This is a genomic window from Bradyrhizobium sacchari (assembly GCF_002068095.1).
GTDB lineage: Bacteria > Pseudomonadota > Alphaproteobacteria > Rhizobiales > Xanthobacteraceae > Bradyrhizobium > Bradyrhizobium sacchari.
The window spans coordinates 212,045-228,676 of the sequence record NZ_LWIG01000013.1 but is presented as its reverse complement, the minus strand read 5'-3'; the positions used below and the strand labels follow the sequence as shown (position 1 = coordinate 228,676).

The 16,632-nt window shown below is 64.3% G+C and carries 15 protein-coding genes; 10 read left to right on the top strand and 5 right to left on the bottom strand.

The window, feature by feature from the left end:
- Positions 1 to 11: 11 nt before the first annotated feature.
- The gene (locus tag A5906_RS18145) at positions 12 to 1,184 is read right to left on the bottom strand and encodes a M20 aminoacylase family protein (RefSeq protein WP_080136747.1); all 1,173 of its coding nucleotides are present in this window, start codon (positions 1,182 to 1,184) and stop codon (positions 12 to 14) included.
- Between the two features lie 173 nt (positions 1,185 to 1,357).
- Between A5906_RS18145 and A5906_RS18140 the strand changes: the two genes are divergently transcribed.
- From A5906_RS18140 to A5906_RS18110, 7 genes are all read left to right on the top strand, one after another.
- Entirely contained in the window at positions 1,358 to 2,977 is a 1,620-nt protein-coding gene (locus tag A5906_RS18140; protein WP_080136746.1) for a GMC family oxidoreductase, read from the top strand.
- Between the two features lie 57 nt (positions 2,978 to 3,034).
- Positions 3,035 to 3,865: an alpha/beta fold hydrolase gene (locus A5906_RS18135; RefSeq protein WP_430642399.1), complete on the top strand. Its 831-nt coding sequence runs from the start codon at positions 3,035 to 3,037 to the stop codon at positions 3,863 to 3,865.
- A 223-nt stretch (positions 3,866 to 4,088) separates the two neighbouring features.
- Positions 4,089 to 5,033 carry a metallophosphoesterase family protein gene (locus A5906_RS18130; protein ID WP_080136744.1) on the top strand — a complete coding sequence of 315 codons (945 nt, stop codon included), beginning with the start codon at positions 4,089 to 4,091 and terminating at the stop codon, positions 5,031 to 5,033.
- Positions 5,034 to 5,052: 19 nt separating this feature from the next.
- Positions 5,053 to 5,382, top strand: coding sequence for a cupredoxin domain-containing protein (locus A5906_RS18125; protein ID WP_080136743.1), 330 nt, complete (start codon positions 5,053 to 5,055; stop codon positions 5,380 to 5,382).
- Between the two features lie 139 nt (positions 5,383 to 5,521).
- A complete protein-coding gene (locus tag A5906_RS18120) occupies positions 5,522 to 6,070 on the top strand; it encodes a sigma-70 family RNA polymerase sigma factor (protein ID WP_080136742.1) in 549 nt (182 codons plus the stop codon).
- The gene (locus A5906_RS18115; protein WP_080136741.1) at positions 6,067 to 6,834 is read left to right on the top strand and encodes an anti-sigma factor family protein; all 768 of its coding nucleotides are present in this window, start codon (positions 6,067 to 6,069) and stop codon (positions 6,832 to 6,834) included. The genes A5906_RS18120 and A5906_RS18115 overlap by 4 nt, the downstream gene beginning before the upstream one ends.
- A gap of 106 nt (positions 6,835 to 6,940) precedes the next feature.
- A complete protein-coding gene (locus A5906_RS18110; RefSeq protein WP_080136740.1) occupies positions 6,941 to 7,126 on the top strand; it encodes a hypothetical protein in 186 nt (61 codons plus the stop codon).
- 18 nt (positions 7,127 to 7,144) lie between these two features.
- Here A5906_RS18110 and hpnO read toward each other — a convergent pair whose 3' ends face one another.
- Entirely contained in the window at positions 7,145 to 8,536 is a 1,392-nt protein-coding gene (gene hpnO / locus A5906_RS18105) for an aminobacteriohopanetriol synthase HpnO (protein WP_080136739.1), read from the bottom strand.
- 141 nt (positions 8,537 to 8,677) lie between these two features.
- Here hpnO and A5906_RS18100 point away from each other — a divergent pair, with 141 nt between their 5' ends.
- Entirely contained in the window at positions 8,678 to 9,340 is a 663-nt protein-coding gene (locus A5906_RS18100) for a DUF2147 domain-containing protein (protein ID WP_080136738.1), read from the top strand.
- Here A5906_RS18100 and hpnN read toward each other — a convergent pair.
- Positions 9,308 to 11,896: a hopanoid transporter HpnN gene (gene hpnN / locus A5906_RS18095; protein WP_080136737.1), complete on the bottom strand. Its 2,589-nt coding sequence runs from the start codon at positions 11,894 to 11,896 to the stop codon at positions 9,308 to 9,310. The genes A5906_RS18100 and hpnN overlap by 33 nt on opposite strands.
- A gap of 464 nt (positions 11,897 to 12,360) precedes the next feature.
- Between hpnN and ispH the strand changes: the two genes are divergently transcribed.
- Positions 12,361 to 13,287 (top strand): 4-hydroxy-3-methylbut-2-enyl diphosphate reductase, encoded by a 927-nt coding sequence (gene ispH, locus A5906_RS18090; protein ID WP_080136736.1) that lies wholly within the window; start codon positions 12,361 to 12,363, stop codon positions 13,285 to 13,287.
- A gap of 36 nt (positions 13,288 to 13,323) precedes the next feature.
- Positions 13,324 to 14,484, top strand: coding sequence for an adenosyl-hopene transferase HpnH (gene hpnH, locus A5906_RS18085; protein ID WP_080136735.1), 1,161 nt, complete (start codon positions 13,324 to 13,326; stop codon positions 14,482 to 14,484).
- A gap of 227 nt (positions 14,485 to 14,711) precedes the next feature.
- Here hpnH and A5906_RS18080 read toward each other — a convergent pair whose 3' ends face one another.
- Positions 14,712 to 16,061 (bottom strand): carbohydrate porin, encoded by a 1,350-nt coding sequence (locus A5906_RS18080; protein ID WP_080136734.1) that lies wholly within the window; start codon positions 16,059 to 16,061, stop codon positions 14,712 to 14,714.
- Positions 16,062 to 16,212: 151 nt separating this feature from the next.
- Positions 16,213 to 16,632, bottom strand: a 420-nt coding sequence (locus A5906_RS44575) for an ABC transporter permease (RefSeq protein WP_430642398.1), incomplete at its 5' end; no start/stop codon positions are given.

The following is a 16,632-nucleotide window of genomic DNA, read 5'->3' as shown; positions in this document are numbered from 1 at the left end:
AGAAATCGGCCCTAAGACGCCGCCAGCTGTTCCTCGACCAGCTTCACCCAATACGACGTGCCGAACACGATCGCCTCGTCGTTGAAATTGTAGGCGGGGTGATGCAGGCCGGCGCTGTCGCCGTTGCCGCAGAAGATGAAGGCGCCGGGACGCGCTTCCAGCATGTAGGCGAAATCCTCGCCGCCCATCAGCGGCGGCATCTCGTGCACATTGGCTTCCCCGGCGACTTGCCCCGCAATACGCCGCGCCACCTCGGTCTCGGCGGCATGGTTATTCACGACGGGATAATTGCGCTTGTAGTGCAGGTCGATCTTGGCGCCGGTGATCTGCGCCACGCCCGCCACCACCTCATGCACGCGCTTCTCGACCAGCTTGCGCACCTCCGGCGACAGCGTGCGGATCGTGCCCCTCAGCGTCGCCGTCTGCGGAATGACGTTGCGGGCGTTGCCGGCGTGGAATTCGCAGATCGAGATCACGGCCGATTCCAGCGGATCGACGCTGCGCGCGACGATCGACTGCAGCGCCGTGATCACCTGCGCGCCAACCAGCACGGAATCGATGCATTTATGCGGACGCGCGGCATGGCCGCCGAGGCCCTCGATCATGATATCGACCTCGTCGGTCGCCGCCATGATCGGACCGGGACGGATTGCGAACGAGCCGACCGGGATGCCGGGGCCGTTGTGCATGCCGTAGACCTGCTCGATGCCGAAGCGCTCCATCAGGCCGTCCTTGACCATGGCCGCGCCGCCGGCGCCGCCCTCCTCGGCCGGCTGGAAGATCACGATCGCATCGCCGGCGAAATTGCGGGTCTCGGCGAGGTAGCGCGCGGCCCCAAGCAACATCGCGGTGTGGCCGTCATGGCCGCAGGCGTGCATCTTGCCCGGTGTCTTCGAGGCGTAAGGCAGGTTGGTCTGCTCCTCGACCGGCAGCGCGTCCATGTCGGCGCGCAGGCCGATCACCTTGAGCCCGTCACCGGCCGGCTTGCTGCCCTTGATCACGCCGACCACGCCAGTCTGGCCGAGGCCGGTCACGACCTCGTCGCAGCCGAACTCGCGCAGCCGCTCCGCGACGAATGCTGCGGTGCGGTGAACGTCATACAGCAGCTCGGGATGCTGGTGGATGTCGCGGCGCCAGGCCTGAATATCGGGTTGGAGGTCGGCGACACGGTTCACGATGGGCATGGAGGATCTCGAGCTTTGTTGGAATACAGGACTGTCTACCATGCAAGCGCCAGTCCACCTAACCACTGCGGATCGGGGGGAGCCCTGCCCTCTCGTCATGGCCCGACTTGTCCCGAACCGCTGCGTCTGCCTATTAGGACGGAACATCAAGTGACCATCCGGGTGGAGACAGAATGCCAAGGCGGCTCGAAGGTGAATTTGACTACATTGTCGTCGGAGCCGGCACGGCCGGCTGCATCATCGCCAACCGGCTCTCGGCGGATTCGCGCAATCGGGTGCTCATCCTCGAAGCTGGTGGCGACGACAACTGGATCTGGTTCCACATTCCGGTCGGCTATCTCTTCGCGATCGGCAATCCGCGCTCGGACTGGATGTTCAAGACCGAGGCCGAGCCGGGACTGAACGGCCGTGCGCTGGCCTATCCCCGCGGCAAGGTGATCGGCGGCTGCTCGGCGATCAACGCCATGATCTCGATGCGCGGCCAAGCCGCCGACTACGATCACTGGCGTCAGCTCGGCATGACCGGCTGGGGCTACGATGACGTGCTGCCGCTTTTCAAGCGACTGGAGGACCACTTCCTCGGAGCCAGCGAGCATCATGGCGCAGGTGGCGGCTGGCGCATCGAGGCGCCGCGGCTGTCATGGGCCGTTCTCGATGCCGTGGGTGATGCCGCAGAAGAAATGGGCATCAAGCGCATCCCGGATTTCAACACCGGCGACAACGAAGGCACCAGCTATTTTCACGTCAACCAGAAGCGCGGCCGACGCTGGTCCTCGGCGCGCGGCTTCCTCAAGCCGGCGCTGAACCGTCCCAATTTGCGGCTCGAGAAGCACGTGCTGGTCGACCGCCTCATCATCGAGCAGGGCCGCGCCGTCGGGGTGCGCTTCATCCAGAACGGCGAAATCATCGAGGCGCGTGCCAGGCGCGAGGTGATCCTTTCGGCCGGCGCGATCGGCTCCGTGCAAGTGCTGCATCGCTCCGGCATCGGGCCTGGCGACTGGCTGTCGCCGCTCGGCATCGACATCGTCATGGACAAGCCGGGCGTCGGCCGCAATCTGCAGGACCATCTGCAGCAGCGCGCGATCTACAAGGTCGAGGGCGTGCGCACGCTGAACGAGACCTACTACAATCTGTTCCGCCGTGGCCTGATGGGGCTCGACTACGTCTTCCGCCGCCGTGGGCCGCTGACGATGGCGCCGTCGCAGCTCGGCATCTTCACGCGCTCCGATGCGACGCGCGCCCGTGCCAATATACAGTTCCACGTGCAGCCGCTGTCGCTCGACAAGTTCGGCGATCCCCTGCACCGCTTCCCCGCCGTCACGGTCAGCGCCTGCAATCTGCAGCCGACCTCGCGCGGCACCGTGCGGCTGCGCGCGGCAACGCCCGACGAGAAGCCGATCATCGCGCCGAACTACCTGTCGACCGATGACGACCGCCAGGTCGCCGCCGACGCCATTCGCACCACACGGCGCCTGATGCAGCAGAAAGCGCTGGCAAAATATCGCCCGAGCGAATATCTGCCCGGCCCCTCTGTCGGCGACGACGACGCCTCGCTGGCAAAGGCCGCCGGCGATATCGGCACCACCATCTTCCACCCCGTCGGCACCGCCAAGATGGGCACGCCGAACGATCCGATGGCGGTGGTAGACGAACGCCTGCGCTTCTACGGCCTGTCCGGCCTTCGCGTCATCGATGCCTCGATCATGCCGACCATCACCTCAGGCAACACCAACACGCCGACGGCGATGATCGCGGAGAAGGGGGCGACGATGATTTTGGAGGATGCGAAGTAGCAACCCATCGCCATGATCAACCGCTTTTCAGTCGGCCCTGCCCACGCGGAAATCGCCATGTTGCAATGGGGCGAGAGCGGCAAACCGCCCGCCCTCCTCCTGCACGGCACCGGTTTCGTCGCCGACGTCTGGGACGAGGTCGCGCGCGAGCTCGCATCGACCTACACCGTTTACGCGCTCGACCGCCGCGGTCATGGCGCCAGCCACAAGCCTGACGTCTATCATTTCCTGGATTTTGCCGAGGACGTCTGCCGGGTGCTCGATGCGCTCGGGCTGCGCGACGTCTATGGCATCGGCCACAGCGCAGGGGCGACCGATCTTCTGCTCGCGACAAAGCTACTACCCGGGCGTTTCGAGCGCCTGTTCGTGATGGAGCCGACCATCATGGATCCACGCGCGGCACGTTCTGGAGGATTAAGTGAGGAATCCCTCTTGCAAGTCCAAGGCGCGTTGCGCCGTCGGGCCGAGTTCGACAATGCCGACGCTGTCTTCGAGCGCTACCGCACATCGCCGACATTTGCGGATTGGACCGAGACCTCGCTACGAGCTTATGTGCGCCACGGCTTCGTCACCCTCGACAATGGCCGGGTCCGGCTCTGCTGCACGCCCGAGATCGAGGCGGCGATGCTGCGTCCGATCTACGAGGCGATGACGCAGGTTTACGTTGGCGATGTCCGCGGCAATCCGTTTACAGCGCTTGCCGAAATCGATTGCCCGGTGCGCGTGACGACCGCCGCGAAGTCGTGGCCGATCTACAAGGAGATGGCAGCGCGCGCGGTCTCGCTGATTCCTCGCGTCAGTACGCTGGTCTTCAAAGGGGCCGGGCATTGTGTGGCGCAAGAAGAGCCGGCAGCCGTGGTGGATGCAGTAAGGGAATTCGCAAGATAAGTCTCCTACGCCGGACGCGCTACAGCGTGCAACGCTGCTGCGCAGAGCCGGGGCACGGACTGGCCGATCGCATGGGTCCCGGCTCTGCGGTGCCGCCAAGAGGCGCTGCACCGCGTCCGGGACACGAACACCCTCACGAAATCGTCATCGCATCCGGGAATAAGTCCCTCCCTGCCCCGATCACCTCCCCGAAGCCCAATTCCGGGCGACGTGGAGAGGCGCGATGAGCGGACAAGATCACGGGGAAGACGGCGTCAGCCGCCGCAAGGTGCTGGAGTGCATGACCTGGGCCGGCACCGGGGTGCTCTGGACCGTCACGGGCGGCGTGCCGCGCTCGCTCGGCATCATCGATTCCGCCGAGGCCGCAACGGCGGCGACGCCCGGCATGAGCTTCCTCCAGATCAGCGACAGCCATGTCGGCTTCGACAAGCCGGCCAATCCCAACGCGCTCGGCACGCTGGAGGAGGCTGTGAACAAGATCAACGCGATGCCGGCCAAGCCGTCCTTCATGATCCACACCGGCGACATCACCCATCTGTCGAAGGCCGCCGAGTTCGACAACGCCGAGCGCATCATTTCGCAGACCAAGCTCGACGTGCACTACGTCCCCGGCGAGCACGACTTCATCGACGAGGAGGTGAAGCTCTATCGCGAGCGCTACGGCCGAGGCACCAAGGGACACGGCTGGTATTCGTTCGACGCCGGCGGCGTGCATTTCGTCGGCCTCGTCAACGTCGTCGACCTCAAGGCCGGCGGGCTCGGCAATCTCGGCGCCGAGCAGCTCGCCTGGCTCGAGGACGATCTGCGCGGCAAGTCGAAATCGACGCCCATTGTGCTCTTTGCGCACATTCCGCTCTGGACCGTCTATCCCGAATGGGGCTGGGGCACCGAGGACGGCGGCCGCGCGCTCGAATACGTCAAGGGTTTCGGCTCAGTCACCGTGCTGAACGGGCACATCCACCAGGTGATGCAGAAGGTCGAGGGCAACGTCACCTTCCACACCGCGCGCTCGACCGCCTTCCCACAGCCCGCCCCCGGAGCCGCCCCCTCGCCCGGCCCGATGAAGGTCGAGGACGCGAGGCTTCGCTCCATGCTGGGGGTCGCCAGCATCAACTTCAAGCAGAACGAGCAGCGGCTCGCGATCATCGATACGCCGCTGCAGGGCTAAGGCCGAACGGAAGCTGACAATGAAGACTCTCAATCGCCGCGACTTTGCTGTCGCCGTGGTGGCCGCCATCCTGCTGCCCGCAACAAAAACCCGCGCTGCCGACGACATGGAGGTACACATCGACAACTTCGTTTTCCAGCCGGCCGAGCTCAAGATCAAGGTCGGCACCACCGTAACCTGGACCAACCGGGACGACATCCCGCACACCGTGGTGTCGGCCGGCAAGTTCAGGTCCAAGACCCTGGACACCGACGACAAGTTCTCCTTCACCTTCACCAATGCGGGCGACTACAAATATTTTTGTTCGCTGCACCCGCACATGACGGGGATGATCAAGGTTGAGTCATAACTCGAACCAAGGCATCAACGTCTTGCCCGGCCGGTGGTCCCACGCCGGCCGGGCTCGTGCGCCCGCGGTAACGCACCCGGGCGGGACGAACAGGGACGAAACGAAGCCACGGGCAGAACAAGAGGCAAAGCGAGGAGCGATGCCCGCCACCGACGATCTGCAGAAGGCACGGCGCTTCCGCGAGGCGGCGCTGCCCTATCTCGACGACGTCTACACGCTCGCACGCTATCTGTTGCGCGATGCCTCCGACGCCGAAGACGCGGTGCAGGAGTGCTATCTGCGCGCGCTGAAGCATTTCGACAGCTATCGCGGCCCGGCGATGAAACCCTGGCTGTTCGCCATCCTGCGCAACGTCTGCAACGCCGAATACGCGCGGCGCGCGCACCGCCCCAGCGCGATCGAGGATACGCCCGGCGCCGCCGAGCAGACACCGCTCTGGCATGAGACCGAGGCGAGCCCCGAGACCGAAGTGCTGCGCAGCCGCGATGCCGGCGCGATCCGCAAGCTGATCGACGCGCTCGCCGAGCCGTTCAAGGAAACATTCGTGCTGCGCGAGATCAACAACCTGTCCTACCGTGAAATCGCCGAGGCCGTCGGCGTCCCCGTCGGCACCGTGATGTCCCGCCTCGCCCGCGCCCGCGCCATGCTGCGCGCAGCCTGGATGGCGGAAGAGGAGCAAACGAAATGACCTGCGACGAAGCAAGGATTCTGCTTCACGCGCTGCTCGACAACGAGCTCGATGCCGGCCACGCGCGCGAGGTGGAAGCCCATATCGCCGGTTGCCCGGCCTGCGCTGCGGAGCTTTCGGCGCAGCGCGAAATGCAGCGCGTGCTCGCAGATACCAATCTGCGCTACACCGCGCCGGCGGACTTGCGCGCTCGCATCGAGGCTTCGCTGCCGCAGCCGCAGCGCCAGCAACCGAGCCGCCGCTCCGTGCTGCGCGGCTTTGCGATGGGCTCGGCCGTCTCCGCGCTCGCGGCCTCCGGCGTCATCGCCGTGGTGCTGCGCCAGGACGACCAACAGCGCATCCTGTCGGAGGTTGTCTCCGCGCATCTGCGCTCGCTCCAGGCCGGCCACCTCACCGACGTGGTCTCGACCGACCAGCACACCGTCAAGCCCTGGTTCAACGGCAAGCTCGACGTCGCCCCGCCCGTGATCGATCTCACCGCACAAGGTTTCACGCTGGTCGGCGGCCGCCTCGACTATATCGATGCCCGCGCCATCGGCGCCGTGGTCTACCGGCGCCGGCAACATGTGATCAATCTGTTCGTGTCGCAAACCGCGAGCACCGAGCACCGGCAGCCGAAAACCCAGACCATGCAAGGCTTCAACTGCCGCCGCTGGGGCAACCGCGGCCTGAACTTCTGGGCCGTCAGCGATCTCGGCGCCGACGAGCTCGCCGAATTCGTCGACAAGTTCGAAGCGGCGATGAAGGCGAATGTTGAGGGGTAGTTGGCGGCAGCGGGCGAAGCTCCGTGCCATGGTTCAGAGAGGTGATGCCTCTCACAGTCCTCGCGAGCGCAATTCGGCAGATTGCAGTTCCACAAGGAGGACAGACATGGTTCCGTCACTGATTATCTGCGCCACGTTCCCGTCGATGTTCGCGGCGGGCTGCGCTGCATTGCTCGCCTTCAAGGAGCGCAAGCAATGGATTTGGTTCGCGCTCCTGTCCGTCATTGCCGGCTTTGCTGGCCTGATCACGCTGAACATGCTTCATATCTGGGACTACGCCGGCCGATGCTGAGGCGCAGTCGGCGGAAGATCAGGCCGACCGCCGCACCGCGTTGTCCACCAGCGTCTTGCCGAGCGACCAGATCGCGCCGGGGACCTTGTGGCTGCCGGCGATGACCTCGTCGAACGCCTTCTCGATCCAGCTGCAGTCTTCCTCGGTGATGGTGAGCGGCGGCAGCAGCTTGATGGTGTGGCTGCCGTGGCCTGCGACCTGCGTGAGGATCTTGTGATCCTTGAACAGCGGCACGGTGATGAGCTGGCAGAACAGGCCCTTGTTGGCGGTCTCCAGCACGTTCCAGGAGGCGCGCAGGCGCAGCGATTTCGGCGGGCCGAATTCGATGCCGATCATCAGGCCCTTGCCGCGGACTTCCTTCAACAGCTCGTAACCGGGCACCATGCGCGTCAGCGCCAGGCGCAGCTCGGCGCCACGCTTGGCGGCCGACTCGATCAGCTTCTCGGACTCCATCACGTCGAGCGTGGCGATGCCCGCGGCCATCGCAAGGTCGTTCTTTGAGAATGTCGAACCGTGCACCACGGCGCGGTCCATCTGATTAAAAATCTTGTCGAAGATGGCCTTGCGCGTCAGCACCGCGCCGACCGGGACGTGGCCGCCCGAGAGCGACTTCGACAGCAGCACCATGTCGGGCTCGACGTTCCAGTGCTCGACCGCGAGGAAGCGGCCGGTCCGGCCCATGCCGGTCTGGATCTCGTCGGCGACAAACAGCGTGCCGTATTTCTTGCAGAGTGCGGCAGCGCCCGGCAGGAACTCGTCGGTGGGCATGTTGACGCCCTTGCCCTGGATCGGCTCGACGATGAACGCCGCGACCTCGCGCGAAGCCAGCGCCTTTTCGAGCGCAGCCAGATCGTTGAACGGGACCGGGGTGCAACCCGGCAGCAGCGGCTCGAAACCGGTGCGGAAGTTCGAATCACCCGTCAGCGACAGCGCGCCATAGGTCAGGCCGTGGTAGCCGTGGGCGCAATAGACGATGCCGGGGCGCCCCGTCGCGCCGCGCGCGAACTTGATCGCGGCCTCGACGCATTCCGCACCGGAATTGGCAAAGAACGCCTTGTCGAGATAGGGAACATATTTCAGGAGGCGCTCGGCCAGCACCCCGGCGAGCGTGGAGACGTCGAACTGGACGAGGTTGGGCAGGTCGGCATCGAGCACGCTTTTGAGCGCCTCGCGCATGACCGGATGATTGCGCCCGATCGCAAACACGCCAAAGCCGGACAAAAGATCGAGATAGCGCGCCCCGTCGCGGTCGTAGAGGTACTGCCCCTGCCCCTTCTGGAAGCCGACGTCGTAGCCGATGGTCTTGAGAACCCGAACGAACTGCTCGTTCAGATACCGATTATGCAGGGCGCTGCGCTGGGCCTGCCGGTCCGCGAACAGCTGAGACATGTCTGGATTTGGACTGTGCATCCGCTACATACTTCGGTTGAGGGCCGTCTCGTCAACTGAAAACGGACCGTTACTGAAAACGGTCTGTGCGGCCTTTTGCCCTTTTTCGGACCATCTTCGCAAGCACAGCTTTAAACCATGTTGCACTGCCAAGGAACACTCATGCGTTTGGCCCTTTACACCGGAATTATACTGTCTGGCGGTTGCATCTGCCTGAACCCGGCGCTCGCCGCCGATCCCACCGGCGACTGGCGGGTCGCCGACGGCGTCGCCAACATCCGCGTCGCCCAGTGCAATGGCAGCATGTGGGGCGCCGTTTCCTGGGAAAAGAAGCCCGGCGGCCGCGACGAGAACAACCCGGATGTCTCGAAAAAGAACAGGCCGACGCTGGGCATGCCGACCCTGCTCGACATGAAGAAGAAGGCCGGCGCCGATCAGTGGGAAGGACAGGTTTATAACGCGCAGGACGGCCAGACCTACAGCGCGACCATCACGCCTGTCGGCACCGACCAGCTCGAAATCAAGGGCTGCGTGATGGGCTTCCTCTGTGGCGGCGAGACCTGGACCCGAGTCGGGCCGCCGATCCCCTTGAGCCCCGCCAACGCCATGGCCAAGGGCACGCCGAAGGCGCCCGGCGCGGCGCCGAAGGCCCAGGGAACACAACAAGCACCCCAACAAGCAGCCCAGCCCCCCCAGGCCACGACGGGCGCCACGGCCACTGCGCCGGCCGCGAAAACCGCTGCGACCAAGCCCGGTCAGAAGAGCGCCGCCGATCCTGTCGGCGACATCTGCCTACTCCCTGAGATTGCGGGGCTTGCCCATTAGGGCCGGCTGGAACAACAGCACCGCGGCGAGCGTCGTTACCAGCGAGAGCGCCAGCAGCTTGCCCATGCTGGACGTGCCGGGATGGCTCGACAGCCACAGGCTGCCGAAGGCGGTCGCCGTCGTCAGCGCGCTGAAGAAGATCGCGCGTGTCAGGCTGGTCTGAAGCAGGTTTGTTCTGCCCGAGCGCCAGGCCACGACGTAGTAGATCTTGAACGCGACGCCGACGCCGAGCAGCAGCGGGAACGCGACGATGTTGGCGAAGTTGAGCGGCAGGCCGATCAACACGCAGATTTCGAGCGTCACGGCACCAGCGACCAGCAGCGGCACCAGCGTCATCAGCACGTCCACGAAGCGGCGCAGCGTGATCCACAGCAACAGGCCGATCACGAGCAGCGCGTAGATGCCGGCGTGAATGAACGCCCTCACCACGGTGTCACCGGACTTCAGGATCGAGACCGGACCGCCGATCGCGGTCGGCTCGGCAGCGAGCACCGCAGCCGCAAATTTGCGCAGCGTGTCGTTGTCGTTGGGATCGCCCTTGGGCAACGCCTCGACGCGGATGACGCCGTCCTTGCTCTTCCAGGCGCTGACGAGATCGGGCGGCAGTGAGCTCAGAGTGACGGGACCAGCCTGCAGCGCGTTCCTGAGCTGGTCGAACACGATCTTCATCGGCGTGACGAAGACGTCCTGCGCCTTGTTGCGCGTGGCCTCGTCGCCATTGGCGAGCTTCTCGAGCGCATCCGCGAGCCGGCGCGATGCTACTGCACCCGGGCCCTTGGCGTCACCGGCGGTGCGGCGCAGATTGTCGACCGAGGATTTCAGCGACTCCACGTTCTCCTGGTCCGTCGGCGCCGCATCGATCTGATCGGGATTGAGCGCAGGATTCAGCACCTTGGCGCCCTGCGCGATCAGCTTCAGCTTCGGCTGCTGGTCCTGCGGCACGAAGCTGTCGAGCGACATCACGCGGAGCACCTCGGGCACCTTCTCCAGCCTCGCCTGGACCTGCCTTGCCTGCTCTTCCGACGTAGTCATCACGTTGATGGCGTTGGCGCCGGTGTTGGGATCCTTGCGTAGGTCGAGGAAGGTCGCGATCGACTCGGCGTGCGGATTGCGCAGGTTCATCGGGTTGAAGTCGAACTTCATGAAGTAGAGCAGCGGCAGGCCGGCGAGCGCGAGCAGCAGCGTGCCCCCGACCACCAGCACACGGTGCCTTTCCAGAAAGTGATCGAGCGGCGCCAGAAAGGCGTAGCCCACCGGCTCCATCTCACCGGGCGGGTTCAGAAGCTTCAGCAGTGCCGGCAGAACGGTGATCGAGGAGAGGAAGGCCACCAGCATGCCGACGCCGGCGATCTGGCCAAGCTCCGCGATGCCCTTGTAGTCAGTCGGCATGAAGCAAAGGAAACCAGCGGCGGTGGCCATCGCGGCCAGCGACAGCGGCACCGCCGAGCGTTTCGCAGCCAGCACCAGCGCACCCCTGAGGTCGTTGTGCTTGTAGCGCTCCGAACGATAGCGGACGCTGTACTGAATGCCGAAATCGACGCCGAGGCCGACGAACAGCACCGCGAAGGCGATCGACAGCAAATTGAATGATCCGACCATCATCAGGCCGGCGGCCGTCGTGATCGCGAGCCCGACGAACAGATTGACGAACACGGCGAAGATGATCTTCGACGAATGCAGCGCCAGCCACAGGATGAGCAGCACGACAAGGACGGTGCCGACGCCGTTGACGACGGCGCCTTCCTGGACGGTCGCGTATTCCTCGTTCGCGATCGGGACCGGACCGGTCAGGCGCACCCGCGCCTGGAATTTGGTCGGAAAATCCAGATCGGCTGCCGCTTTCCGGATCGCGTCGGTGGCGCCCTTGCCGGGCTCCAGCGCGTTGTAGTCGAGGATCGGCTTGAACTCGATGAAGGCGCGCTTGTCGGAATCCGACAGCGGCTCGTCGCTGACGAGCTCACGCCATGAGAAGCTCGCCTTGCCCTTGTTGAGCACGGTCTCGACCGTCTGCGCGATCTGGTTGAACGGCCGCGCGGTGTTGTCGAGCTTGACCTGGCCGCGCTTGACGCCGGCAAGTCCGGTCTCCAGCGCGCCGGTCAGGCCGCGGATCGAGGGGTCGCCCGCCATGATCTCGATCAGGGGCGCTGCGGATTCGAACTGGCTGGTGGCCTTGGCGACTTCATCGGTCGGCAGGAACAACAGGCCGTTCTTCTCGAAGAACTCGCCGGTCCCCAGCTGCTGCATCGACTGGAAGTTGGTCTTGTCGTCCCTCAGCTTGGCAAAGAGCGCATCGGCCGCTGCGGTCGCCATCTCCGGCGTCCTGGCCTCGACGACCGCGAGAATCGTCGCATCGCGGTCAAAGGCGCGGTCGAACTGCTGGTCGCGCTGCCGCCAGTCGAGATTTTGGGCAATCAGCGAATTGATGTCGGTGTTGATGGCGAAATGGCGCGCAGCGTAATAGCCCGCGGCCACCGACAGCAGGAGCCCGAGAACGACGACGAGGGAGGCAAACCGGGTGCAGGCCCTGACGATGGCGACGACTACGCTTTGCAGCACTTCTTTTCTTTCTGCGGTTAACAGCTTGCCGGAAACGCCCGCTGTTTATCGGAGTTCCCGAGCGAAACCTATTGCTGTTTTGGGTGGTTCTCGCCGCAAGAAGGTTCGAGGTAAACGGCGGAAGGCCGGGGAAAAATCATGCGGGGCGGTCGGTATAGCCGGGGAGTTGAGGCGGGAAAGTGACGAAGGGGTGAGCACAAATGTCGCCATTGCGCACGGTAATTCCTATACTATGGTACCGCAAAATCCGGCGGACTGGGAACCAAGGTTTCATCTGATCTTTCCTTTCTGCCGATTTTTTGACACAAAGTGCTGTGCCTCCATGCGCCGGAGCCCCGACGGGGGTGGGCGGCTACCGCGTGCGCAAGGCCAATGGTGCGTTTATTGCAACTCATTGGTCGGTCTCGGGGTGCCGCTGGGGACTTGCGAAAGCGGATTGGTGCAACTTGCGTGATGGGCGTCCTATGGAAGTTTATCTTGCGCAGCCGCGCGGCTTCTGCGCGGGCGTGGTACGTGCGATCGAGATCGTGGAACGGGCCCTGGAGAAGTACGGCCCGCCCGTCTACGTGCGCCACGAGATCGTCCACAACAAATACGTGGTCGAGAGCCTGAAGAACAAAGGCGCCATTTTCGTCGAGGAGCTGTCCGAGGTACCGCCGAAATCGGTCACGGTTTTCAGCGCTCACGGCGTCGCCCGCAGCGTCGAGGAAGAGGCCGCCGCGCGTGATCTTCCGGTGCTCAATGCCACCTGCCCGCTGGTCACGAAAGTTCACAATCAGGGGAAGCGGTACATCTCCAAGGGCCGCACCCTGATCCTGATCGGCCATGCCGGGCACCCCGAGGTGGAGGGCACGATGGGCCAGGTGCCCGGCCCCGTCCTGCTTGTCCAAAGCGTTGAAGAGGTTAAGGCCCTGACCCTGCCGGCGGATAGCCCAGTGGCCTACATCACCCAGACCACCCTGTCGGTCGACGACACCAGGGACATCATTGCGGCCCTCCAGGCCCGCTTTACAGATATTCAAGGCCCGGATATCCGGGATATCTGCTATGCGACACAGAACCGCCAATCTGCGGTAAGGGACTTGAGCAAGCTGGTCGACGTGATCTTGGTGGTGGGCGCTGCCAACAGCTCGAACTCGAACCGGCTCCGCGAAATCGGCACTGAGGCCGGCGTCGCGAGTTATTTGATTGCCGACGGCAGCGAGCTCAATCCGGCGTGGTTGAAAGATGCCAGGGCTGTCGGCGTCACGGCCGGCGCTTCGGCGCCTGAGGTACTCGTGGATGACGTGATCGAAGCGATGCGGCGGATCGGACCGGTCAAGGTCCAGGTACTCCCCGGTCGCGAGGAAAACATCGAATTCCGGCTTCCGGCCCAACTGGCCGCGAGCTGACCCACCCGAATTGAAAAGCCCAGAAAGAAACGTGTAATGGCAATCCCCTTCTTCAAGGAAATGCGTATCGGCGGCTATTTGCTCAAGCAGAAACTGCTTGGCCGCAAGCGCTATCCGCTCGTGCTGATGCTGGAGCCGCTGTTCCGCTGCAACCTCGCCTGCGTCGGCTGCGGCAAGATCGATTATCCCGATGCGATCCTCAACCGGCGCATGACGGCGCAGGAGTGCTGGGACGCCGCCGACGAGTGCGGCGCGCCGATGGTTGCCATTCCTGGCGGCGAGCCGCTGATCCACAAGGAGATCGGCGAGATCGTGCGCGGCCTCGTCGCGCGCAAGAAGTTCGTCTCGCTCTGCACCAACGCGCTGCTGCTCGAGAAGAAGCTCGATTTGTTCGAGCCCTCCCCCTACCTGTTCTTCTCGGTGCATCTCGACGGCCTGCGCGACCACCACGACAAGGCGGTGTCGCAGAAGGGCGTGTTCGACCGCGCCGTCTCCGCGATCAAGGCCGCCAAGGCGCGCGGCTTCACTGTCAACGTCAACGCCACCATCTTCGACGGCCATCCGGCCGAGGAGATCGCGAAGTTCCTGGACCTCACCGTCGAGCTCGGCGTCGGCGTCTCGATGTCGCCGGGCTACGCCTATGAGCGCGCGCCGGACCAGGAGCACTTCCTCAACCGCACCAAGACCAAGAAGCTGTTCCGCGACGTCTTCGCCATGGGCAAGGGCAAGAAGTGGAATTTCATGCATTCCGGCCTGTTCCTCGACTTCCTCGCCGGCAACCAGGAATACGAGTGCACGCCCTGGGGCATGCCCGCGCGCAACATCTTCGGCTGGCAGAAGCCCTGCTACCTGCTCGGTGAAGGCTACGCAAAGACCTTCAAGGAGCTGATGGACACCACCGACTGGGAAACCTACGGTACCGGCAAGTACGAGAAGTGCGCCGACTGTATGGCCCATTGCGGCTACGAGCCGACGGCTGCGACCGCAGCGCTCAACAACCCGCTGAAGGCGATGTGGGTGTCGCTGCGCGGCATCAAGACCACCGGCCCGATGGTGCCGGAGATCGACATGTCCAAGCAGCGCCCGGCGCAGTACATCTTCTCCGAGCAGGTCCAGAAGAAGCTCTCCGAGATCCGCAAGGACGAAGCCGCCGCCGCGCAGGCGAAGGCCGCGCAGAAGGCTTCGACGGCGGCGTAAGCGCAGGCTACGAACATCGAAACACAAAGGCCCGGTCGCATCGCGACCGGGCCTTTTCTTTTATTCAGTTTCGCGTTCGCGGCGTGGGTTTCGCCGGGCAGCGATCACGTCGAGATGACTGAAGTCTCGGTTGCACGGCGGCTCCGCCAAGAGCGGGGCCGCCCCATGTTGCGCTTCCGCCGGGGCGGGCATGCCCCGGCTTTCGCATCGGAGGCGTTAGCGTCACATCAGAAATGGACCTCGGTGCGCAGGCCGAGAACCACGGCATTGTCGGTCTTCACGCCCGCGCCGTTATAGCCGCGTCCGCCGGGATTGATCACATATTGCGCGTCGAACTTGAGGTTCATCCAGCCGGTCGCCTGCCATCCGTACCAGACCTCGAGCGGGACTTCGTTGCCGCCGGCGTTGGGGCCGAAGGCCGCCGAATTCACGTGAGTCGTGCCCACTGCGAAGCCGACTTCGTCCTGGGGACGCCAGGAGAACGTTCCGGTATGCCGGAAGCCGAGGGCGATCTGGTAGTCCTGGTACGAGGTCCGGTGATCGGCAACGGTCGTATTGAGGAAGGTATACCAACCCACCGCACCGGGGCCGTCGACGGTCAGCCGTTGCAGGATCGACTCGTAGACGCCGTAGCGGCCCCTTTGACTTCCGAGATTTTGATCCGGGACGCCTCCAACGCCGGGGATGGTGGAGATGATACCGGGAAGGCCACCATCAATGGTCGACGCGCTGTCGTACCAGCCACCAAACCTCCAGGTCCCGTTCAAGGGCGCCTTGGGCGCCCAGACCAACTCCACCGGCACCAGCACGCCGCTGGCGGGGGTCGAGTGAGGAACGCCCGGCAAGAAGTAGACGGTCGGATCTGACGTCGTCAGGTAATTCGGATTGGCATCGTAGACGCCGACCGAAATCGTGAATTCCGGCGCGATCTTGTAGTGGACGACACCAGCCCACTGGCTCACCGGCCAGTTGTAGATGTAGCCGCCCTGGATGTTGCCGGGCTGGCCGCCGCAGAAGGTCAGGTTGATGAACTCGCACAGGCCGAAGAAGAAGTCGGAGCCGACCGGCAGACGGCCGCCCTTGAGTTCAAGCCGATCATCGAAAAGCTTCTGCGAGTAGTAGAGCTGCGTCAGCCGCAGAATGTTGCCGCGGCCGAACACTTCGTTGGTCAGCTGCAAGGCGGGAATGCCCGCCTGATCATTCAGGTTGCGGCCGAAGCGATCGACCAGCGTAAGGCCGACGGTACCGCCCTGGATGCCGGCAAGCTTCCCCATGTCGAACTTCGCGCCGAACCACAACTGACCAGCGTTCGCCGCAGTGTTCTTGCTTCCGCCCGTGAGGTTACCGACGGATTCGTTACCCAGCGTCAGGCCCAGCTCGATGCCCCGCTCCTTCAGCTGTGTCCTGCCGAGATCGCCGAACAGGTATGGCCTCGTCCAGAAATCATCGGTTTCAGCATAAGGAACCGGCGCAGCTTTCGTCACCATATCCGCCGCATGCGCTCCACCAGCCATCAGCGATGACAAGGCGATCCCCACACCGCACGCACATACGGTGTTCACAAACCTGCGCAACATTTTTCTCGTCCTCCCGCCGTCTCAGGCTTTGTCATTCTTGCCTCACGTTCCCGCCAAGCCCTCGAGCCCGGAACGCGCTCCTTCTCCAACACACACCGCCACAGCCGCGCGCCCACGAAGCTGCTTTGTGTCACCTGGAGCCTGGATCCCATCATGCCTGGTCGCCTGTCCTCACCGGCAGCGCGTCCACGCCGCGCGGTGCTGCGCCCTGCTGTCCTTCAAATGCCGATCTCGTCGGCGCCGTGCGGGCGAGGCCAGCCAGCGCCATCTTGCGCCGCCGCCGGGCCTGCAACTGTTGATCCGCCAACACGCCGATCAGAATCACCGTCCCCATCACCGCGAAGTTCAGGGAATTGGGGATGCCCAGGATGTTCACGAGGTTCTGCAGCACCTGCAGCAGCGCAGTCCCCAGCACGATGCCAAGGATGGAGCCTTCGCCGCCACGCAGGCTGCACCCGCCGAGGACGGCAGCCGCGATCGCGTAGAGCTCATAGAAATTGCCGAACGAGCTCGGGGACACCGAGTTGGTGTAGAACACGAACAGGACCGTCGAAACTCCGGCGAGCCCGCC